18 protein-coding genes are annotated in these 21,276 nt (G+C 72.5%); 13 read left to right on the top strand and 5 right to left on the bottom strand.

Translation table 11 applies throughout. From position 1 onward, the window contains the following. Nucleotides 1-19: 19 nt before the first annotated feature. The 4 genes from CP975_RS28030 to CP975_RS28015 all read left to right on the top strand — a co-directional run bounded on the left by CP975_RS28030 (nucleotide 20) and on the right by CP975_RS28015 (nucleotide 4,618). A complete protein-coding gene (locus CP975_RS28030; RefSeq protein WP_150477476.1) occupies nucleotides 20-1,123 on the top strand; it encodes a TIGR04222 domain-containing membrane protein in 1,104 nt (367 codons plus the stop codon). A 119-nt stretch (nucleotides 1,124-1,242) separates the two neighbouring features. After that, nucleotides 1,243-2,082 carry a DUF4142 domain-containing protein gene (locus tag CP975_RS28025; RefSeq protein WP_150477475.1) on the top strand — a complete coding sequence of 280 codons (840 nt, stop codon included), beginning with the start codon at nucleotides 1,243-1,245 and terminating at the stop codon, nucleotides 2,080-2,082. A 39-nt stretch (nucleotides 2,083-2,121) separates the two neighbouring features. Then, entirely contained in the window at nucleotides 2,122-2,895 is a 774-nt protein-coding gene (locus CP975_RS28020) for a TIGR04222 domain-containing membrane protein (protein WP_055531762.1), read from the top strand. A gap of 109 nt (nucleotides 2,896-3,004) precedes the next feature. After that, nucleotides 3,005-4,618, top strand: a complete 1,614-nt coding sequence (locus tag CP975_RS28015; protein ID WP_055531764.1) for an alpha/beta hydrolase — start codon at nucleotides 3,005-3,007, stop codon at nucleotides 4,616-4,618. 24 nt (nucleotides 4,619-4,642) lie between these two features. Here the strand turns inward: CP975_RS28015 and hemQ are convergent, their stop codons facing one another. Next, nucleotides 4,643-5,362 carry a hydrogen peroxide-dependent heme synthase gene (gene hemQ / locus CP975_RS28010; RefSeq protein ID WP_055531766.1) on the bottom strand — a complete coding sequence of 240 codons (720 nt, stop codon included), beginning with the start codon at nucleotides 5,360-5,362 and terminating at the stop codon, nucleotides 4,643-4,645. 4 nt (nucleotides 5,363-5,366) lie between these two features. Continuing rightward, nucleotides 5,367-6,830, bottom strand: a complete 1,464-nt coding sequence (gene hemG / locus CP975_RS28005) for a protoporphyrinogen oxidase (RefSeq protein ID WP_055531768.1) — start codon at nucleotides 6,828-6,830, stop codon at nucleotides 5,367-5,369. Nucleotides 6,831-6,954: 124 nt separating this feature from the next. On the opposite strand from hemG, the gene CP975_RS28000 reads away from it, so the two are divergent. The 3 genes from CP975_RS28000 to CP975_RS27990 all read left to right on the top strand — a co-directional run bounded on the left by CP975_RS28000 (nucleotide 6,955) and on the right by CP975_RS27990 (nucleotide 10,831). Next, on the top strand, nucleotides 6,955-7,845 hold the full coding sequence (locus CP975_RS28000) for a DUF4349 domain-containing protein (protein WP_055531770.1): 891 nt from the start codon (nucleotides 6,955-6,957) through the stop codon (nucleotides 7,843-7,845). A 117-nt stretch (nucleotides 7,846-7,962) separates the two neighbouring features. Next, complete coding sequence (locus tag CP975_RS27995; protein ID WP_055531772.1) at nucleotides 7,963-9,369, top strand: FAD-dependent oxidoreductase; 1,407 nt, start codon at nucleotides 7,963-7,965, stop codon at nucleotides 9,367-9,369. A 535-nt stretch (nucleotides 9,370-9,904) separates the two neighbouring features. Continuing rightward, nucleotides 9,905-10,831, top strand: coding sequence for an NAD-dependent epimerase/dehydratase family protein (locus CP975_RS27990; RefSeq protein WP_055531774.1), 927 nt, complete (start codon nucleotides 9,905-9,907; stop codon nucleotides 10,829-10,831). A 62-nt stretch (nucleotides 10,832-10,893) separates the two neighbouring features. Here the strand turns inward: CP975_RS27990 and hemE are convergent, their stop codons facing one another. Next, a complete protein-coding gene (hemE, locus tag CP975_RS27985) occupies nucleotides 10,894-11,901 on the bottom strand; it encodes a uroporphyrinogen decarboxylase (RefSeq protein ID WP_425474336.1) in 1,008 nt (335 codons plus the stop codon). A gap of 151 nt (nucleotides 11,902-12,052) precedes the next feature. Here hemE and CP975_RS27980 point away from each other — a divergent pair, with 151 nt between their 5' ends. The 5 genes from CP975_RS27980 to CP975_RS27960 all read left to right on the top strand — a co-directional run bounded on the left by CP975_RS27980 (nucleotide 12,053) and on the right by CP975_RS27960 (nucleotide 18,543). Beyond that, nucleotides 12,053-12,715 (top strand): DUF3000 domain-containing protein, encoded by a 663-nt coding sequence (locus CP975_RS27980; protein WP_055531779.1) that lies wholly within the window; start codon nucleotides 12,053-12,055, stop codon nucleotides 12,713-12,715. A gap of 276 nt (nucleotides 12,716-12,991) precedes the next feature. Continuing rightward, on the top strand, nucleotides 12,992-13,654 hold the full coding sequence (locus CP975_RS27975) for a response regulator transcription factor (protein WP_150477474.1): 663 nt from the start codon (nucleotides 12,992-12,994) through the stop codon (nucleotides 13,652-13,654). A gap of 78 nt (nucleotides 13,655-13,732) precedes the next feature. After that, a complete protein-coding gene (locus CP975_RS27970) occupies nucleotides 13,733-15,007 on the top strand; it encodes an HRDC domain-containing protein (RefSeq protein ID WP_055531024.1) in 1,275 nt (424 codons plus the stop codon). Between the two features lie 180 nt (nucleotides 15,008-15,187). Next, the gene (locus CP975_RS27965; protein WP_030779788.1) at nucleotides 15,188-16,414 is read left to right on the top strand and encodes a thiolase family protein; all 1,227 of its coding nucleotides are present in this window, start codon (nucleotides 15,188-15,190) and stop codon (nucleotides 16,412-16,414) included. Next, nucleotides 16,411-18,543, top strand: a complete 2,133-nt coding sequence (locus tag CP975_RS27960; protein WP_055531022.1) for a 3-hydroxyacyl-CoA dehydrogenase NAD-binding domain-containing protein — start codon at nucleotides 16,411-16,413, stop codon at nucleotides 18,541-18,543. The genes CP975_RS27965 and CP975_RS27960 overlap by 4 nt, the downstream gene beginning before the upstream one ends. 64 nt (nucleotides 18,544-18,607) lie before the next feature. Here CP975_RS27960 and CP975_RS27955 read toward each other — a convergent pair whose 3' ends face one another. Continuing rightward, nucleotides 18,608-19,678, bottom strand: a complete 1,071-nt coding sequence (locus tag CP975_RS27955; protein WP_055531020.1) for a PLL family lectin — start codon at nucleotides 19,676-19,678, stop codon at nucleotides 18,608-18,610. A gap of 67 nt (nucleotides 19,679-19,745) precedes the next feature. Between CP975_RS27955 and CP975_RS27950 the strand changes: the two genes are divergently transcribed. Further along, nucleotides 19,746-20,117 (top strand): PIN domain-containing protein, encoded by a 372-nt coding sequence (locus CP975_RS27950; protein ID WP_055531018.1) that lies wholly within the window; start codon nucleotides 19,746-19,748, stop codon nucleotides 20,115-20,117. A 71-nt stretch (nucleotides 20,118-20,188) separates the two neighbouring features. On the opposite strand, the gene CP975_RS27945 is transcribed toward CP975_RS27950, so the two are convergent. Then, nucleotides 20,189-21,262: a C40 family peptidase gene (locus CP975_RS27945; protein WP_055531016.1), complete on the bottom strand. Its 1,074-nt coding sequence runs from the start codon at nucleotides 21,260-21,262 to the stop codon at nucleotides 20,189-20,191. Between the last annotated feature and the right edge of the window lie 14 nt (nucleotides 21,263-21,276).

The following is a 21,276-nucleotide window of genomic DNA, read 5'->3' as shown; positions in this document are numbered from 1 at the left end:
CGCGGTGAGCATCGCGGGCATGATCTACACGATCCTCGTCGTGGTCTCCTCCGCCGCGCTGATCAGGGGCGTGGTGGCGGCCGGGCGCGCCCAGATGCCCACCGGCGACGACCACGGCGACTTCGTACGCGGCACACCGGAGGCCGCGTTCCTCTCCGGCGGCCCCGCCCGGCTGGCCGACGCGCTGATCGCGGGCCTGCACGAGGACGGTCGCCTGGTCGTGGCCGGGCCCGGCGTCGTCGGCATCCCCCGGCCGACGGCCAGGAACGCCGCCGAGCAGGCGGTCGTCGACGCCCACCGCGCGGCGCCCAACGCCTCGCTGCACTGGCTGCGGGCCGCCGTGATGCGAAGCGGCCCGGTACGGGAGACGGGCGACGCGCTCGCGGCGCGCGGCCTCCTCATGCGGCCGGGGCCGCGGCAGACATGGCGGCGCTGGGCCGGGGCACAGCTCTTCGCGAGCCTCTTCGGATTCCTGGCGGCCTCCATGCTGACCTTGGCGCAGTACGCGGACGACCCCGTGGTGCCCGGCGGTGCCGACCGGACGCTCGACGCCGTCCTCCACATGGTCCCCGCGGGCATCGTCGGTTTCGCGGTCGCCCTGAGCTGCCTCTCGGTCACCGAGAAACAGCTCACCTCGGCCGGGCGCCGCGCCCTCGACGAGTACGTCGCCTCGTCACGCCATCTCGCGGGCGCCGCGCACCTCGTGGCGACCCGCGGCCTGGCGGCGGCCCACCCCGATCTGCGGGCCCAGCTGATCACCGCGGCCCGCGTCCGGGGTCGGGTGCCGGTTCCGTCAGGCCCACACCTGGCTCCCTTCCCGGGCCCCAACGCCTGGAGCGGGCACCACGGCTTCGCGTGCTCGGGCAGCTCCGGTTCCGGGGGCGGGGCGGTCTGTTCCGGAGGCGGGGTCGGCGGGGCGGTCTGTTCCGGAGGCGGAGGCGGTGGCTCGGCCTGCTCCGGAGGCGGAGGCGGCTCGTGCTGCTCCAGCGGCGGAAGCGGCGGCTCGGCCTGCTCCAGTGGCTCGGCCTGCTCCAGCGGCGGCGGTGGCGGTGGGTCCTCCTGTTCCGGCGGAGGGGGCGGAGGGGGCGGGTCCAGTTGCAGCAGCTCGTCCTCCTCCACCTGACGGCACCCACCAAGGACGCCACTTCGCTTCAGGCGTACGGCAGTTGACGTACCCCCCGCCATAACCCGCCGCCCCACGCCCGAGGCGCACTAACGTGCGGTGCCGCAACAGGAGGCACCATGCGATCCCCAGCCATCAACGGAACCGGCCTCGTCGTCACGGGACTCGTCGCGACCCTGGCCGCTCTGCTCTTCCCCCTCTGGTCCTACGAGGACCGCTCGGGCACCGGCCTCGACAGGCTCAACGCCGAGACGGTGTCGACCGACTTCGGGCCACTGTCCGCCCTGGACCGGGACTTCATCACCAAGGTCCGCCTCGCGGGCCTGTGGGAGCTGCCCGCCGGCCAGCAGGCCGAGGCGCGCGGCACGACCAAGGCGGTGCGGACCGCGGGCGAGCACCTCGTCGAGGGCCATACGTTCCTGGACGCGCGCGTACGCGAAGTCGCCACCCGGCTCGGCCTGGAACTGCCCAGCCAGCCGAACCCCCAGCAGCGGCGCTGGCTCGCCGAGTTGAGCCGCGCGCGCGGTGAGACGTACAACCAGAAGTTCGCGAACATTCTGCGCCGCGCGCACGGCAAGGTCTTCTCCGTGGTCGCGGAGGTCCGCGCGAACACCCGCAACGCGCTGGTGCGGACGCTCGCCGACGACGCGAACACCACCGTCCTCGACCACATCACGGTTCTGGAGGACACCGGCCTCGTCGACTTCGAGGGCATAGCCCGCGAGGCGGCCACCGCGGGGCCGCCGCCCCTGACCCGCTCCCCCGCGCCCCCGGGCCCGACCACGTCCCCGGACCCGGCCACGCCGGTCACCCCGTCACCGACATACACGCTGCCGCCCGCCGCGTCCCGCCCGAAACCGGAGGGGTCTGATCCGGAGAGGCCGTATCCAGACAGGCCGAACGCCCGGCCACAAGCGGAACGTTACCCACCCGTCACCCCGCGTCCGCATAGTGAATAAGCCGTGGCGCCGAGCGGTGCCTTCGCATAGAACACCGTCATGTTCTGGGTTCCGCTGCTCCTCCTCGCCTGGGCCCTCACCGGCCTCGCCTGCGGCCGCCTCTGCCTGGCCGCGAGCCGTGCCGCCACCCAGGAGAGGGCGGCGCCGCCCGGTCACGAACTCAACCTCTACGAGGCCGCGTTCCTCTCCGGTGGCCCCACCCGCGTCGCCGACGTCACACTCGTGGCGATGGCGCGGGCGCGCCGGCTGCTGATCGCACACACGGGGTGGGCGACCGTCGTCGATCCGGTGGGCCGCGACGACATGGAGCGCTCCGTGCTCGGTGCGATCGGTCCGGCGGGCCAGGCACGGATAGCCCCGATACGCCGTGGGGCAGCGGCCACCGAGGCCGTGCGGGCGCTCGCGGACGGGCTCGTCACCGCGGGGCTCGCCGTCCCGGCGGGCTCCGCCTCGGGGGTCGCAGCCGCCGTGCGCCAGGTGCGGGCGGCGACGGTGGCGGTGCTCGCGCTCGGCGCCGTGGCGGTCCTCATGCCGGCACAGGGGCGCGAGGCCCCAGGGCAGGTGCCGGTCGCGGTCTGGTTCGGGCTGCCGCTGCTCCTGTGCGCGGGCTGCCTGGTGATCGCCCGCGTCGAGGTCCATCCGTACACGCGGTGGGCGTCCCCCGCCGGTCAGCGGCTCCTGGGCGCGCTGTGCACGCGGGGCGACCAGCTGACCGCGGTGGCCGTGCGCGGGGTCCGCGCGGTCGCCGACCCGGAACTGCGGGAGGCCTTCTCCGGCCGGGGGCGGCGGGAGGCCGCGCACGGGGGGCATTGAGCCGACACCGGCGCCCGGTGCTTTACTTCACCGAATATCACACGAATCATCCCTTTTGTTCGAAGATCGCCTGAAACGCATGGCCGAACAAAAGAGGTAGAGAAGCGCGATGAGAGCAGCAGCCGCCCGCTATGGAACCGCCGGATCCCTGGTCCTGACCGCCCTCGTCGCCGCCCCCGCGGGAAGCGCGAGCGCCACCCTGCCCACCCCCGAGACGCACGGCACCTCCGTCGCCGCGCAGCGCGCCGAGGCCGCCGGGATCCGCTGGGGCACCTGCGCCAAGGCCGAGCACCTTCCCCCCTCCCTCCAATGCGGCACGGTCTCCGTACCGCTGGACTACGCCCACCCTCATGGCGAGCAGATCAAACTGACCGTCAGCCGCGCCAAGGCGAAGGCGAAGGCGAAGGGGAAGGCCGCGGGCCGGGCCGTCGCGCGCCAGGGTGCGCTCGTCTTCAACCCCGGCGGACCCGGCGGCTCCGGCATGTACTTCCCGATGGCGGGCGTCATGCCCGAGTGGAAGCGCATCGCGGCCGCGTACGACCTGATCGGCTACGCCCCGCGCGGTGTGGGCCGCTCGGCGCCGCTGTCCTGCCAGGACCCCAAGGAGTTCGGCAAGGCCCCCACGCAGGCGCCGACCCACCCCGACGAGGCGTACAAGCGGGAGCGCGTCGCGAAGGCGCAGGCGTACGCGCGCGGGTGCGCCGCCCGCAACCCCGGCCTGCGGCACTACACGACCCTGAACAACGCGCGCGACCTGGACGTGCTGCGGGCCGCGCTCGGCGAGAAGAAGCTGACGTTCATGGGGGCCTCGTACGGCACCTACTTCGGGGCCGTCTACGCGACGCTCTTCCCGACGCACGTGCGCCGCATGGTCTTCGACTCGGCGGTCAACCCCGCCCCGGCGCAGATCTGGTACCGCAACAACCTCGACCAGTCGGCGGCCTTCGAGCGGCGCTGGGCGGACTTCCGCGCCTGGGTGGCCAAGCACGACAAGACGTACCACCTGGGCAGGACGCCGGAGGAGGTCCTGCGCAACTACGAGAAGGTGCGCGCCGAACTGGGCCGCAAGCCCGCAGGCGGAAAGGTCGGCCAGAGCCAGCTCCAGTCCGCGTACCTCCAGGCCGGGTACTACGACGACTACTGGCCGATGCGCGCCAAAGCGCTCTCCGCGTATCTGAAGGGCGACCCGAAGCCGCTGATCGAGCAGGCCGCGCCCGAGCCGCGCGCGGCGGTCGAACAGGAGAACGGCAACGCCGTCTACACGGCCGTGGAGTGCAACGACGCCCCGTGGCCGACGGACTTCGCCACCTGGGACCGCGACAACACGCTCCTCGCGCGCGTAGCGCCCTTCGAGACCTGGGACAACGCCTGGATGAACCTGCCGTGCGCCTACTGGTCCGCGCCCCGGCAGCAGCCGCTCGACGTGCGCGCGGACGACGACGAGCTGGCCCCGACGCTGATCCTCGCCGCCGAGCGCGACGCGGCCACGCCCTACGAGGGGGCGCGCGAGCTGCACCGCAGGCTGCGCGGTTCGGTCCTGGTCACCGAGCGGGAGGCCGGCACCCACGGCATCGGCGGCGGCGCGAACCAGTGCGTCAACGGACACCTGGAGGCGTACCTCCTGGAGGGCAGGCTCCCGGGGCGGCGCGCGGCGTGCGCACCGCACCAGGAGCCCCGGCCGGACTCCGCCGAGCGGGCGGCGGAACGGCCCAGGGCGCTCTGACCCGCGGGCAGCCGCCCCGGGGGGTTACGCCAGGCCCGCCACGAGGTCCGCGACGGACTTGCGGCGGCCGGTGTAGAACGGCACCTCTTCGCGTACGTGCATCCGGGCCTCGGAGGCGCGCAGGTGACGCATGAGGTCGACGATGCGGTACAGCTCGTCGGCCTCGAAGGCGAGCAGCCACTCGTAGTCGCCGAGGGAGAACGAGGCGACGGTGTTGGCGCGCACGTCGGGGTAGCCGCGGGCCATCTTGCCGTGGTCGGCGAGCATGCGGCGGCGGTCCTCGTCGGGCAGCAGGTACCAGTCGTAGGAGCGCACGAAGGGGTAGACCGAGACGTAGTCGCGCGGCGTCTCGTCGGCCAGGAACGCCGGGATGTGCGACTTGTTGAACTCGGCGGGGCGGTGCAGCGCCATGTTCGACCAGACCGGCTCCAGGGCGCGGCCCAGCTTGGTGCGCCGGAAGAGGTTGTAGGCCTCCTGAAGCTCGTCGGCGGTCTCGGCGTGCCACCAGATCATGACGTCGGCGTCGGCGCGCAGGCCGGAGACGTCGTAGGTGCCGCGGATCGTGATGTCCTTGGCGGCGAGCTGGTCGAACAGCTCCTGGACCTCGTCGGCGTAACCGGCGCGGTCCTCGGGCAGCACGTCACGCAGCTTGAAGACCGACCACAGGGTGTAGCGGATGACCTCGTTGAGGTCCTTGGCCTTCTTGCCGGCGTTCGGGGTCTTGGCGGGGGCGTCGTCACTCATGCGGCTATTCTCCTCCGCCGCCGCGCGGACTCCGCACCGGGTCGCGGGTGAGCTGCTCCACACCGGCGAGGTCCCCCGCCAGCTGGTCGACGGCCGCGTTGGCGCTCGCGACGCACGCGGGGATGCCCACGCCGTCGTACGCGGCTCCGCAGACCGCGAGACCGGGCAGCGCGGCGACGTGCGCGCGGACGCGGGCCACGCGCGCGTGGTGGCCGACGGGGTACTGCGGCAGGCCGTCGTCCCAGCGGGTGACGCGGGAGGCGACGGGGGTGGCGGTGAGACCGGTGGCCTCGCGCAGGTCGTGGCGGGAGAGGGCGATGAGGTCGGCGTCGTCGCGGCCGAGGATCTCCGTCTCCCCGTACCGGCCCACCGACGTGCGCAGGACCAGCAGGTCCGGGTCCTGCCGGTCGATCCAGCCCCATTTGCGGCTAGCGAAGGTGGACGCCTTGATGGTGCGTCCGTCCACGGGCGGCACGAGGAAACCGCTGCCTTCGGGGAGGTCGGTCTCGGCGCGCCTGTACGCGAGCGTGATCAGCGCCATGGAGGCGTACTCGACGCCGCGCAGCTCGGCGGCCGCGGCGGGCGACTCGGCGTCCAGGAGCTTCGCGGCGGCGGGCGCGGGCAGGGCCAGGACGACGGCGTCGGCTTCGTACACCTCGCTCGCGGTGACCACGCGCCAGCGGTCACCGGCGCGCCGCAGCTCTGTGACGGGTGTGTCGGTCAGGATTCGTGCGCCACGCGCGCGTACCGACTCCGCGACGGCGAGCGGCAGCCGACCGACGCCGCCCTCGATGCCCATGAAGACCGGGCCGGTCTGCTGGTTCCGCGCGGCGCGGGCCTGGATGTCACGGACGCCGTCCGTGAGGGAGGCGTGCGTGCGGGCGGCCTCGAAGAGCTGCGGGACGGCCGAGCGCATCGAGATGCGGTAGGCGTCCCCGGCGTACACCCCGCCGAGCAGGGGCTCCACGAGGCGGTCGACGACCTCGCGGCCCAGGCGCGCGGCGACGTACTCGCCGACGGCGACATCGTCGCCGATCTCGGTGCGGGGCAGTTCGCGGTCGCGCTCGATGCGGCGCAGGCCCTCGTCGGAGAGGACCCCGTAGAGGGCGGAGGCGGCACCGGGCACGCCCATGACGTGCCCCTTGGGCATGGGACGCAGGGCGCCCCGGGTCCAGATCGCGGCGGTCGCGGTGGCGGGCGACCGGAGCCGGTCGGCGAGACCTGTTTCGCGGGCGAGGGCGACGGCCTCGGGGCGGCGGGCGAGCATCGACTCGGCGCCGAGGTCGACGCGGACCCCCGCGATCTCCCCGGCGCGCAGCTTGCCGCCGAGCCTGTCGGAGGCCTCCAGGACGGTCACGCGGGTCCGCGGATCGGTGGCGAGCAGGCGGTGCGCGGCGGCAAGGCCGGCGATCCCGCCTCCGATGACGACGGCGTGGCCGCTACCCGTGCGTGTGTCCGTTTCGCGCATGTCTCCACTCTCTCAGACCGCCGAGTCCCGACCGTGACCGCATCGGGACCGGTCGGCAACCACCGTTGTGCCCCTCCCTGGCGTCGTAGGAGCATCACTGGCCACGACCCTCGGGGGTACGTCGATGCACACGTCCAGCAGGCTCACGGTCCGGGCTCTCTCCGGTTTGCTTCTGGCGGTCGCGCTCGCGCTCACGGGGTGCACCGCGAGCGGCGACGGCGACAGCGGCGGGGACGCCAAGGGGGCCTCGGCGGCCGATCATGCCGCCGGTCCGCAAGGGCCCGAGGACGCGGACGGCGCGCAGTCCGGCAAGTCGGCGAAGCGTAAGCCCTCGAAACTGACTGGCCCTCAGATCATCCGCACCGCGAGGCTCACCGTCCGGGTCGGGGACGTACCGAAGGCGCTGGAGGAGGCCCGCGCGGCGGCCGAGGACGCGGGCGGCACCGTGGGGAACGAGAGCACCTCGCGCGACGACGAGGGCCGCGAGCGCTCCCGCCTGGTGCTGCGCGTTCCGCAGGAGAAGTACGAGGACGTCCTCACCGCACTGGAAGGGACCGGCAAGCTGGTCGACCGCGACGCCAAGGCGCAGGACGTCACCGCCCAGGTCATCGATGTCGAGAGCCGCGTCAAGTCCCAGCGGGCGAGCGTGGCGCGCGTGCGGGAGCTGATGGACAGGGCGACGAAGCTGAGCGATGTGGTCACCCTGGAAGGGGAGTTGAGCACCCGTCAGGCCGACCTGGAGTCGCTGCTCGCGCAGCGGGCCTCGCTGAGGGACCGTACGGCCATGGCGACGATCACGCTGTCGCTGACCGAACACCAAGGGCAGACGGATGCCGGGGACGACGATCCGACGTTCGGGGACGCGCTCGGGGGCGGCTGGGACGTGTTCGTCACCGGACTGCGCTGGATCGTGATCGCACTGGCGGCGGTCCTGCCGTTCGCCGCGGTCGCCGCACTGCTCCTGCTGCTGTGGCTGCGAGTCGTACTCCCCCGCCACGGACGGGGCGCCCCGTAAGGGGCGCGGGGCTGCGACATGTGCGGCTCCGCCGCGAGGGCGCGCCCAGCCAGAACGAACCCGCAGATGGGCCCCCTTCCGCCGGCGCAGCGCCACCGCGCCGTAGCGTGTCAATACATGAGCAGCACACAAGAGCGACTGGTCATCATCGGAGGCGATGCCGCCGGCATGTCGGCGGCATCGCAGGCGCGCAGGCTCAGGAGCCCGGACGAACTGGAGATCGTCGCGTTCGAGCGCGGCCGCTTCACCTCGTACTCCGCCTGCGGCATCCCCTACTGGGTCGGCGGCGCCGTCGACGAGCGGGACGATCTGGTCGCGCGCACGCCCGAGGAGCACCGGGAGCGCGCGATCGACCTGCGGATGCGCACCGAGGTGTGCCGCATCGACGTGCCGGGGCGGCGCGTGCTCGCGCGTGACCTCGAAGGGGGCGAGGAGTACTGGACGGCGTACGACAAGCTCGTCATCGCCACCGGTGCCCGGCCGTTGCGTCCGTCGCTGCCGGGCATCGACGCGCCCGGCGTGCACGGCGTGCAGACCCTCGGTGACGGCCAGGCCCTGATCGACACCCTGGAGCGCACCGAGGACCGCCGCACCGAGGGCCGCCGCGCCGTGGTCGTCGGCGCGGGCTACATCGGCGTCGAGATGGCCGAGGCGATGATCCAGCGCGGCTATGACGTGACGGTCGTCAACCGCGGCAAGGAGCCGATGTCCACGCTCGACCCGGACATGGGCCGCCTCGTCCACGACGCGATGACGGGCCTCGGCATCGAGATGGTGAACGACACCGAGGTCACCAAGATCCTCACGGGCGACGACGGGCGGGTCAGGGCGGTGGCCACGGAGAACGCCGAGTACCCGGCCGACGTGGTGATCCTCGGGGTCGGCGTACGGCCCGAGACCGAACTGGCGCGCGAGGCGGGGCTGCCGCTCGGCGAGCACGGCGGCCTGCTGACCGACCTCGCGATGCGGGTGCGGGGGCACGAGAACATCTGGGCGGGCGGTGACTGCGTAGAGGTCCTCGACCTGATGTCGGGGCGCGAGCGGCACATCGCGCTCGGCACGCACGCGAACAAGCACGGGCAGGTCATCGGCTCGAACGTGGGCGGGAGTTACGCGACGTTCCCCGGTGTGGTCGGCACGGCCGTCAGCAAGGTGTGCGACCTGGAGATCGCCCGTACGGGGCTGCGCGAGAAGGACGCCCTCGCGGCCGGGCTGCGGTTCGTGTCGGTGACCATCGAGTCGACGAGCCGCGCCGGTTACTACCCGGGCGCGGCCCTGATGACGGTGAAGATGCTCGCCGAGCGGCGCACGGGCAAGCTCCTCGGCGTGCAGATCGTCGGGCGCGAGGGCGCGGGCAAGCGGGTCGACGTGGCGGCGGTCGCGCTGACGGCGGGGATGACGGTGGAACAGATGACGGCACTGGACCTGGGGTACGCGCCGCCGTTCTCCCCGGTGTGGGACCCGATCCTGGTGGCGGCGCGCAAGGCGGTGGCGGCGGTACGGGCGGACACGGCCTCCAGCTGAAACAGCCGCACCGCGTACGCAACCTGTTCCGCACCCCCTCAAGGGACGGGGAACGCGCTTCCCCCGCAGGTCAGTACGCGCTTACTAGAGAAAAGTGACCACTGGGTAACGTTTCCCGTTTGGCTGATTCCGGGCGGTCGCGGCCGCCCGTGATCAGCGTGCCGTGGGAGCCCGCCCACGGGCGGCGCGTGTATTCGCCACCCACCGGCGGGGCGAGACCCGGCAACCCCTCTGAGCGGCCACGGTCCACCGGAAGCCTCGACTCCGGGAGTACCTCACGGGTCCCGCGCATCGCATGCCGCACCCCTGAAGGAGTGCCATCTTTTTTCCGCCAGGTTTTCACAGGATCGGCACAGATCCCACAGACGGGCCCCACCATGTGACGCGTCAGAGCGGCACGGACACACGCTGCGACGTGTGACCAGCTGTTTGGGGGGCGGGCCATGGGGTGCAGACCCCATCGGCCCGACCGTGGAGGGGACCACACACCGCATGAATCACACCGGCATTCTCCTCAGGGAAGCGTGAGGAGACCGTGCGCATACTCGTCCTTGGCTCCACCGGATACCTGGGTGGCCACATCGCCGAACGGCTGCGCGCCCTGCCGGGCGTGCGACTGCTCCGCGGCGGCCGTGCCCCCGTCGACGACCACCGGATCGATCTCGCCACCATCACGCCCGACGCGCTCGCCGAACAGCTGGGCCGGGCCGCGCCGGACGCCGTGGTCAACTGCGCCGGCGCCGTCGGCGGCAGCCCGCTCACCCTCGCCGAGGTCAACTCCCGCGGCCCCGCCGTCCTGTGCGAGGCCCTGCGGGCCGCGGTGCCCACCGCCCGACTTGTGCACCTCGGCTCGGCCGCCGAGTACGGACCGAGCGCGATCGGCGAGCGGACCTCCGAGGACGACCCCGCCCGCCCGGTCACCCCGTACGGCGCTACCAAACTGGCCGGCACCCTCGCCGTCCTGGACACGCGGCTCGACGCCATCGTTCTGCGGGTCACCAATCCGGTGGGGCCCGGCGCTCCCCCGGCCGCCCTCCCGGGCCGCCTCACCGCCGAGCTGAGCCACGCCGTCGCCCGGACCCCGCACGGCGCGGTGCGGGTCGGTGACCTCTCGGCGCACCGGGACTTCGTCGACGTACGCGATGTGGCGCAGGCCGTGGCACTCGCGCTGGCCCTGCCCGGGCGGCTGCCGCGGCTGCTCAACATCGGCAGCGGCCGTGCCGTCCCGGTGCGCGACCTGGCACACGGCCTGGTGGCCGCCTCGGGCTTCACCGGGGACGTCGAGGAGGTGCTCGCCGCGGCGGGCCGTCCGGCCGCGGCGCCCTGGCAGTGCTCCGACGTCACCGCCGCGGAGTGGGAGCTGGGCTGGCAGCCGCGGTTCACCCTGCGCGAGTCGCTGGCCGCGCTCTGGGCCGCGGACGGCGCGCCGCACCTCGCGCCGATCACCGGGAGCCCCCGGTGATCTCGAAGGAGATCCGAAAAAGGTCCCCGCCCACCCGGGCAGGGACCTTTTTCGGACATATTTCAGACAGCCGTACGCGTATGGACGTACTCCACGAGTCGGGTCAGCGCCTCGGGGTCCGTGGTCGGCAGGACGCCGTGGCCGAGGTTGAAGATGTGGCCCTCCAGGCCGCTCGCGGCGGCCAGCACCTCGTCCGTCTTCGCCTCCACGGCCTCGCGGGTGGAGAAGAGGACGGCCGGGTCGAGGTTGCCCTGGAGCGCCTTGCCAGGGCCTACGCGCCGCGCCGCCTCGTCCATCGGCACCCGCCAGTCGGCGCCGACGACATCGGCACCGGCCTCGCCCATCAGCCCGAGCAGCTCGCCCGTGCCGACGCCGAAGTGGATCCGGGGCACGCCGTACGAGGCGACCGCGTCGAAGACCTTCGCCGACGCGGGCATCACCGAGCGCCGGTAGTCGGCGGGCGACAGCGCGCCCACCCACGAGTCGAAGAGCTGCACGGCGCTCGCGCCGGCCTCGATCTGCACCTTCAGGAAGGCGGCCGTGATCTCGGCGAGCCGGTCGAGCAGGTCGGCCCAGAGCTGCGGGTCGCCGTACATCAGCGCCTTGGTGTGCTCGTGGTTGCGGCTCGGGCCGCCCTCGACGAGGTAGCTCGCGAGGGTGAAAGGCGCCCCGGCGAACCCGATGAGCGGCGTCGCGCCCAGCTCGCCCGTCAGCATCCCGATCGCCTCGGTGACGTAGTGGACGTCCTCCGGGGTGAGGTCCCGCAGCTGCGCCAGGTCGGCGCGCGAGCGGATGGGGTTCTCCACGACAGGGCCGATGCCGGGCTTGATGTCGAGGTCGACGCCGATCGCCTTCAGCGGGACCACGATGTCGCTGAAGTAGATCGCCGCGTCCACGTGATGGCGGCGCACCGGCTGCAGCGTGATCTCGGTGACGAGGTCGGGCCGCATGCAGGACTCCAGCATGGCCGTGCCCTCGCGGACCTTGCGGTACTCGGGCAGTGAGCGCCCCGCCTGCCGCATGAACCAGACCGGCGTGTGCGGCACGGCCTCGCGCCTGCACGCCTTCATGAAGGGGGAGTCGTACGTCGCTGCGTTCTGCCGGCCCGCGGGGCTCTGGCTGCTGTTGGCACTCACGCGGAAAGTCTCGCACGTTGACCGGAAGCCCCCTCACGGGTGTCTCTCCCTGCGCGAGGGCGCCGTTCCCCTTAACCTTCCCCGCATGGCTGCGGCTCAGGGACAACGGTCGGACGGCGCTGGAGAGATGGACGGTTCGGAGGGGAAGGTGGCGGATTCGGCTCCGGTGCCCTTCCGCGCGGCGGTCGAGGCGCTGCGGGGGGCACGGCTGCGGCCGGAGATCGAGATCGATCCGACGCGGCCGCCGCAGCGGCTCGCGCCCTACGCGTACGCGTTGGAGGCGGCGGTCGTGGACGGCGAGGAGGACCTCGCCGACGGGCGGCTCGTACTGCTCCACGATCCGGCGGGGCACGACGCCTGGCAGGGCACGTTCCGGCTGGTGACGCTCGTGCGGGCGGAGCTGGAGCCGGAGATGGCGGCGGATCCGCTGCTGCCGGAGGTGTGCTGGTCGTGGCTGACCGGGGCACTGCACTCGCGCGGCCTCTCGGTCGGGGAGGCGAGCGGCACGGTGACCCGCGCGGGGTCGCACTACTTCGGGGGGCTCTCGGAGCGCCCGCCCGCCTCGCAGATCGAGATCCGGGCGTCCTGGACTCCCCGGGAGGGGGGCGGCGGGGTGCCGGACACGGGGGCGCATCTGGCGGCGTGGTGCGAGTTGCTCTGCCAGATCGCCGGGCTGCCGCCGGCCGGGCCCGCCGGGGACGGTTCCGTGGTGTCGCTGCCCCAGCGGCGGGGTCCTCTTTCGCCCTGACGTTCCCGGAGACGGCGGTTGCCCCGTGGCCTTGTGCCGCGGGGCTCTTTTCTTGTCCCTCGGGAGAGTGAGGGTTCGGAATGGTCTTCGGGTGGTCGAGTACGTGTCCTAATTGTCCCGATTGACACTCATCAAATCGTGATCATTCCTAAAGGCTGACGGGTTTGCTGCCGAAGAGGTTTGTGACCTTGAAAAGCATGGTTCGTCCCGGCTTCATCCCCGAGCCGGTCCCGTCCCGCTCCCCCCCTCCCCCACCCGCTCCCCCCAGGAGGCCTGGTGTCCGTTCTCCTCGAGCAGCCTGCAAGCCTGGTCGCCTACCGCCCGAACAAGCCGACCGCCATGGTCGTCGTGGCCGACCCCCGCGTGCGTTCCACCGTCACCCGCCACCTGTGGGCGCTCGGTGTACGTGACGTCATCGAGGCCTCGTCCATCGCGGAGGCTCGTCCCCGCATCGGCAACCCCCGGGACATCTGCGTCGCAGACGTCCACCTCCCCGACGGCTCCGGCCTGACGCTCCTGTCCGAGACCCGCGCCGCGGGCTGGCCCAACGGCCTCGCCCTCTCCGCCGCCGACGACATCGGTGCCGTGCGCAACGCCCTCGCGGGCGGCGTCAAGGGCTACGTCGTCACCGGCACCCGTACGAACGTCGGACTCCCCACCCGCCCCGGCGCCGCTCCGATCGGCTCGGCCGCCGCCCGAATGCACCGCCGCCCCCCGGGCTCCCCGAGCCACCCCGGCGGCTACCGCGAACTGTCCGGACGCGAGGTCGAGGTGCTCCGGCTCGTCGCCGAAGGCCAGTCGAACAAGGCCATCGGCGTCTCCATGGGCCTGTCGGCGCTCACCGTGAAGAGCCACCTGGCCCGTATCGCGCGCAAGCTCGGCACGGGTGACCGGGCGGGGATGGTGGCGGTCGCACTGCGCACCGGAATCATCCACTGACTGATTTACAACCCTCCAGCGCCCGTCGACGGAACGTTCCGTCGACGGGCGCCGTGCATCCACAGATACCCTTGACAGGTGACCGACGCCCAAGAGACCGCAGCAGACAGCTCACTGCGAACCACCGGAGGCGCTCCTCCGGACGACGGCCTCGCTTCCGAAGGGCTGCCGACCCCCTTGCTCGAGCCCCGCGACGGCATTCCGCCGGTGATCGCCGACGAGGAGTCCCTCGCCGCGATGATCGCCGACTATGCCCGCGGCACCGGCCCCGTCGCCGTCGACGCCGAACGCGCGTCCGGATACCGGTACGGCCAGCGCGCCTATCTCGTCCAGCTCCGCCGCGAGGGCGCGGGCTCCGCGCTCATCGACCCCGTCGCCTGCCCCGACCTCTCGGGCCTCGGCGCGGCGATCGGCGACACCGAGTGGGTCCTGCACGCCGCCACCCAGGATCTGCCGTGCCTGCGGGAGATAGGCATGGTTCCGTCGCGGATCTTCGACACCGAGCTGGCGGGACGGCTCGCCGGGTTCCCGCGCGTGGGGCTCGGCGCGATGGTCGAGGGCGTACTCGGCTTCGTACTGGAGAAGGGGCACTCCGCGGTCGACTGGTCGACCCGGCCGCTCCCCGAGCCCTGGCTGCGGTACGCCGCGCTGGACGTCGAGCTGCTCGTCGACCTGCGCGACGCCCTGGAGAAGGAGCTGGACCGGCAGGGCAAGCTGGAGTGGGCCCGCGAGGAGTTCGACGCCATCGCCTCCGCGCCGCCCGCGCCGCCCCGCAAGGACCCCTGGCGCCGGACGTCCGGCATGCACAAGGTGCGGCGGCGCCGGCAGCTGGCCGTCGTGCGGGAGCTGTGGACCGCGCGCGACCGCATCGCGCAGCGGCGTGACGTGTCGCCGGGCAAGGTGCTCAGCGACGGCGCGATCGTCGAGGCGGCGCTCGCCCTGCCGCCGAACGTGCACGCGCTCGCCGCCCTCCCGGGATTCGGACACCGTATGGGGCGACGCCAGCTGGAGCAGTGGCAGGCCTCGGTGGACCGAGCCAAGGCACTGCCGGACTCCGAGCTGCCGCAGCCCGGACAGACGGTGAGCGGGCCTCCCCCGCCGCGGTCCTGGGCGGACCGGGACCCCGCCGCCGCGGCCCGGCTCTCCGCCGCGCGGACGGCGGTCTCCTCGCTCGCCGAGGAGCTGAACATGCCGCAGGAGAACCTGATCACCCCGGACACCGTCCGCCGGGTCTGCTGGGAGCCGCCGGCTCTGGTGGACGCCGACTCGGTGGCGTCGGCGCTCGCCGCGCACGGGGCGCGGCGCTGGCAGATCTCCCAGGTGACGGCCCCTCTGGTGGCGGCCCTTTCCTGACCCGGGCCGACGGGAGGTGCCCGCCCCGGGCCCCGGGGAGAGCCCCTGCGCCGAGCGGTGCGGCAAGTGTGACCTTCGCCTCGCCGAGACCTCCCTTGGCCGCATAGTTACCGGCAAGTAGGGTGGGCGGAGGAAGCGCGCCGCAGGTGTGGCGCAACCGCACCCTGGAGGAGAGCCATCGTGCCTCGTACCGTCAGGGACGTCGTCTTCGTGGACGGCGTCCGCACCCCGTTCGGCAAGGCGGGTCCGAAGGGCATCTACCACGAGACCCGTGCCGATGACCTCGTCGTGAAGGCCATCCGGGAGCTGCTGCGCCGCAACCCGGACCTCGACCCCGCCAAGATCGACGAGGTCGCCATCGCGGCGACCACGCAGATCGGCGACCAGGGCCTGACGATCGGCCGCACGGCCGGCATCCTCGCCGGTCTGCCGCAGTCCGTGCCCGGCTACTCCATCGACCGCATGTGCGCCGGTGCGCTGACCGCCGTGACCTCGGTCGCGGGCAGCGTGGCCTTCGGCGCGTACGACATCGCCGTCGCCGGCGGTGTCGAGCACATGGGGCGCCACCCCATGGGCGAGGGCGTCGACCCGAACCCGCGGTTCGTGAGCGAGAAGCTCGTGGACGAGTCCGCGCTGTTCATGGGCATGACCGCCGAGAACCTGCACGACCGCTACCCGAGCATCACCAAGCTGCGCGCCGACGAGTACGCCGTGCGCTCGCAGGAGAAGGCCGCCAAGGCGTACGCCGACGGCAAGATCCAGGCCGACCTGGTCCCGATCTCCGTACGCCGTACGAACGAGGAGGCCGGTGAGACCGGCTGGGGCCTCGCCACCGCCGACGAGCCGATGCGTCCGGGCACCACCCTGGAGAACCTCGCCGGGCTGAAGACGCCGTTCCGTACGCACGGCCGCGTCACGGCCGGCAACGCCGCGGGTCTCAACGACGGCGCCACCGCCTCCCTCATCGCCTCCGAGGAGTTCGCGCGGGAGAACGGCCTGCCGGTCAAGATGCGCCTCGTCTCGTACGCCTTCGCGGGCGTCGAGCCGGAGGTCATGGGCTACGGCCCGATCCCGGCCACGGAGAAGGCCCTCGCCAAGGCGGGGCTCTCCATCTCCGACATGGGTCTCTTCGAGATCAACGAGGCCTTCGCCGTGCAGGTGCTCGCCTTCCTGGAGCACTACGGCATCGCCGACGACGACGCGCGCGTCAACCAGTACGGCGGCGCCATCGCGTTCGGCCACCCCCTCGCCTCCTCCGGTGTGCGTCTGATGACGCAGCTGGCGCGGCAGTTCGAGGAGCAGCCCGAGGTGCGCTACGGCCTCACGACCATGTGCGTCGGCTTCGGCATGGGCGCGACGGTCATCTGGGAGAACCCGAACCACAAGGACGCCGGAGGCGACAAGTGAGCACCACGACCGCTGAGCTTCTGAAGGGTGCGGCCGAGCTGTTCCCCGACGAGGTCGTCACGCAGGCGCACGTACGCCACCTCGACCTCCCCCAGGGCGCGGGCCGCTTCGCGCTCATCACCCTCGACAACGGCTTCGACCACACCAAGCCGACCACCTTCGGCCCTGGCTCGCTGGCGAACCTCGACGCCGCGATCGACCAGGTCGAGAAGGAGGCGTCCGAGGGCGCCATCGTCGGCGTCGGCATCACCGGCAAGCCGTTCATCTTCGCCGTCGGTGCCGACCTCAAGGGCGTGGAGATCCTCAAGCGCCACGAGGACGCGCTGGCCATCGGCAAGGGCGGCCACGACGTCTTCAAGCGGCTCTCCGGGCTCGCCGTGCCGACCTTCGCGTACTACAACGGCGCCGCGATGGGCGGTGGCGTCGAGGTCGGTCTGCACTGCTCCTACCGCACCGTCTCCAAGGCGCTGCCCGCGTTCTCGCTGCCCGAGGTCTTCCTCGGCCTGGTCCCGGGCTGGGGCGGCTGCGCGCTGCTGCCGAACCTGATCGGCGCGGACAAGGCCGTCTCGGTCATCATCGAGAACTCGCTCAACCAGAACCGTCAGCTCAAGGGCAAGCAGGTCTTCGAGCTGGGCATCGCCGACGCCCTCTTCGAGGGCGCGGACTTCCTTGAGCAGTCGCTGATCTGGACGGCCTCCGTCCTGAACGGCTCCGTCGAGGTCACCCGCCCCGAGGTCGACCGCGGCGAGGGCTGGGACGCCGCCGTGGCGCGCGGCCGTGCCATCGCGGACTCCAAGGTGCACGGCGCCGCCCCGGCCGCCTACCGCGCTCTGGAGATCATCGAGGCCGCCAAGGACGGCGACCTCCAGAAGGGCTTCGACGCCGAGGACAAGGCGCTCGCCGACCTCATCATGGGCGGTGAACTGCGCGCGGGCATCTACTCGTTCAACCTCGTGCAGAAGCGCGGCAAGCGCCCCGCCGGTGCCCCGGACAAGAACCTGGCGCGCCCGGTCACCAAGGTCGGCGTCGTCGGCGCCGGTCTGATGGCCTCGCAGCTGGCACTGCTCTTCCTGCGCCGCCTCGAAGTGCCGGTCGTGCTGACCGACATCGACCAGGAGCGCGTCGACAAGGGTGTGGGCTACGTCCAGGCCGAGATCGACAAGCTGCTCGGCAAGGGCCGTATCAACCAGGACAAGGCCAACCGCCTCAAGGCGCTGGTCAGCGGTGTCCTGGACAAGGCCGAGGGCTTCTCCGACGCAGACTTCATCATCGAGGCCGTCTTCGAGGAGATCGGCGTCAAGCAGCAGGTCTTCGCGGAGGTGGAGGCGGTCGCCCCGGCGCACGCCATCCTCGCCACGAACACCTCCTCGCTGTCGGTCACCGAGATGGCGTCGAAGCTGAAGCACCCCGAGCGGGTCGTCGGCTTCCACTTCTTCAACCCGGTCGCGGTCCTGCCGCTCCTGGAGATCGTGCGCGGCGAGAAGACCGACGACGCGTCGCTGGCCACGGCCTTCGGCGTCGCCAAGAAGCTGAAGAAGACCGCGGTGCTCGTGAAGGACGCCCCGGCGTTCGTCGTGAACCGCATCCTGACCCGCTTCATGGGCGAGATCCAGAACGTCATCGACGAGGGCACCCCGGTCGCCGTCGCCGAGAAGGCCGTCGAGCCGCTCGGCCTGCCGATGTCGCCGCTGGTCCTCCTTGAGCTGGTCGGCCCGGCCATCGGTCTGCACGTCTCCGAGACCCTGAACCGCGCCTTCCCGGAGCGCTTCACCGTCTCGCCGAACCTCGCGGCCGTCGTCAAGGCGGGCAAGCGCGGCTTCTACGTGTACGACTCCGGGAAGCCGGAGCTGGACCCCGAGGTCGCCGCTCTGCTCAAGCAGGGCGACTCCGTCCTGACCGAGGAGCAGGTGCGCGACCGCGTGCTCGACGCCGTGGCGCAGGAGATCGGGCTCATGCTCGACGAGGGCGTCGTCGCCGAGGCGCAGGACATCGACCTCTGCCTGATCACCGGCGCGGGCTGGCCCTTCCACCTGGGCGGCATCACGCCGTACCTGGACCGTGAGGGCGTCAGCGAGCGGGTGAACGGCAAGCGGTTCCTCGCGCAGGGCGTGGCGAGCGTCCCGGCGTAACCTCTCGCGCACCAACGTCGGCGGGCCGTACGGGACTTGTCCCGTACGGCCCGTCTTCGTGCGCTCACACGCGAGTCCACGCCTCCAGCGCGAGGCCCGGCTCGGCCTTCTGCCGGGCGAGGCGCAGTGAGCCGTCGAGGCCGATCGCCGCCATGACGACGCGGCCCCGCGCGTCGAGCGCCAAGGCCGGTGCGCCCAGGCACGGTTCGCCGGTCTCGGCCCACCACAGGCCCGCGTCCTCGTCCTCGGTGGGGAAGGCGGCGAGCGCCGGGCGGCCGTTGCTCGTGCGGTGGGCGAGGACCGTGCAGTCGTAGCCGTCTATGGTCGTCCGCAGCGCCGCCGTGGGGCCGGGGCCCGGGGCGCCGCCGAGGGGCAGCGGCGGGCCGCCGCTCGCCGGGCGGTGGGCGACGACGCCGTCGCCGAGCGCGTCGGCCGCGAAGTACGTGAGGCGGTCGGGGGCGGTCTCCAGGGCCGTGCCGGAGCAGGGGGCGGCGACCACCGGCACGTCGTCGGCGCGCTGCGGCTCACCGCCCCGCTGCTCCTGGGCCCAGCGCAGGGTGGCCTTGCCCGAGGGAGCGAGGACCTCCACGCGGCCCGTGGACGTGGCGACCGCGGCCATGCCGTCCAGGGTGTCGCGGACCTTGAAGTCCTTCCACCCCTCCCACTTGCCGCCCTTGCCCTCGCGGCGCATCCGTACGCTGCCCACCGCGTCCCGCACGAAGACGTGGACGGTGCCCGCCGTGTCCACCGCGGCGGCGGGCGCGCCGAGGTACGGGGCGCGCTCGACGAGCTTGGTGTGCGGGTTGCCGAGCGAGCGCCAGTCCATGAGGGGGCGGCCCGTCTGGTACTGGATGGAGTGCACGAGGTCGACGACGGCCTTGCCGTCGTCCCCCGGCCGCTCCCGCCGGGCCACGAAGTGCACGTATCCGTCGGTGCCCTGGGCGAGCGTGAGGTAGGTGAGGTCGGGCGCCTCGAAGAAGTCGGGGCCGCTCCACTCCGGGCCGCCGGGCCGCGTCTCCGTCCAGCGCAGGAGGCCTCCCGCGGCGCGGGCGTAGGCGGTGAGGCGGCCGTCGTGACCGCGCAGCAGCCAGCGGGCGGTATCCGGGGCACCGGTGCTGGTGGACCTCGACGGCATGACTCGGCGCCAACCCTTCCACGTTCACGGACGCACAGCGTTTTGCCTATTAGTTTACGTTTGCCGCATGAGAACTCTCGTCGTCGTCGATGCCGCGAACGTCGTCGGATCCGTGCCCGACGGATGGTGGAAGGACCGCCGCGGGGCCGCGGAACGGCTGCGGGACGCGCTCGTCGCGTACGCGGAAGAAGGCATCGCGGACCATCCGGGTCCGCTGGACGTCGTGCTCGTCGTCGAGGGGGCCGCTCGTGGCGTGGAGTCCGTGCCGGGCGTACGCGTGGAGAGCGCGCCCGGCAGCGGCGACGACCACATCGTGGAGGTGGCCGCCGGGGCGGCGGGCCGGCCGTGCGTAGTGATCACGGCCGACCGCGAGCTGCGCCGCAGGGTGGGCGAGGTGGGCGCAGCGTGCGCGGGCCCCAGGACGGTACGCGCCCCTTGAGGGGCGCGGGGAACTGCGCGACCATCCCCCACCGACCCGCAGGGTGGGGAACCGCCCCGCCCCGCGGAGCGCTAGAGCCGCTTGGCGCTGCGCAGCGTCGTGGCGTAGTAGCCGTTGCCGTCGAGGCGTGACGTGCCGCCCTTGTCGCCGATCGTCGGGCCGTTGACCTCTTCGCGGCTGGAGATGAAGATCTTGTGGCCGTCGGCGTCGTGGCCGAGGAAGATGCCGACGTGGTCCAGGCGCTGCTTGGTGCGGGCGTCCAGCTTGAAGAAGACCAGGTCGCCGGGTTGCACCACGTCGATGGACTTGGGGCGGTCCGCCGCGCCCACGCCCTTCAGCTCGATGACGTCCGTGCCGGCCTTGCCGCGCGCCATGCCGTTGGCGGTGCGGGGCAGGCCGTCGCCGGACCGGTCGTCGGCCATCAGGGGGTAGCGGGCGCGGTAGCCGAAGACGGTCCGGATGAAGCCGGAGCAGTCCATGGAGCGGGCGCGCGCCTTCTCCGGCTGCGCGGTGGTGCCGTTGCGGAAGGTGTACGGGATGCCGAGGTAGTCGAAAAAGTCGGACTGTTCGAGGCGCAGGTCGTTGCCGGAGCTGCCGTCGGGGTTCAGCGGGCCGAAGTTGGCGTCGCCCGCGTACGCGATGCCCTCGTCGTCCTTCTTGACCGGCGCGCCCTCCACGTACTGGAACGCCATCGCGAAGATGTCGTCCTCCTCGCTGCCGGAGAACTCCTTGTACCAGTCCTTGAACCACTTCTCCTTCTCCGCGCCCTCGCGCCAGACCTCGGGCATCAGCCGCACCCAGTCGTTGGTCACCACCCGGGACTTGGTGTTGGCGGGCTCGGTGAAGGTGCGGCTCGGGCCGGTCAGCGTCGCGGTGCGGGCGCCGTCGGTGAAGGTGGCGAGGACCTTGCCGCCGTCGGTGCGCAGGACGGAGCGCTCGGGGTTCTTCAGGCGCTCCCACGTCTGCTTCCCGCTCGCCTGCTGGCCCGTGCTGTTGTGCAGCTCGGGGGTGTCGGTGACGGCCTGCACCTTGGGCGCCTTGGCCGCTTCGTCCTCGCGCAGTTCCACGGTCAGATAGGCGCTGCCGGCGAGCAGGGCGAGCACGGTCGCCGCGTGCAGGACGGGACGCTTCTTCTTGGGTGGCATGAATGACTCCTGGG

Origin of the sequence: Streptomyces alboniger, assembly GCF_008704395.1 — a bacterium.
In the GTDB taxonomy this organism is placed as follows: domain Bacteria; phylum Actinomycetota; class Actinomycetes; order Streptomycetales; family Streptomycetaceae; genus Streptomyces; species Streptomyces alboniger.
Note: the sequence above shows the minus strand (reverse complement) of the source record. Positions and strands in the feature narration are given on the sequence as shown.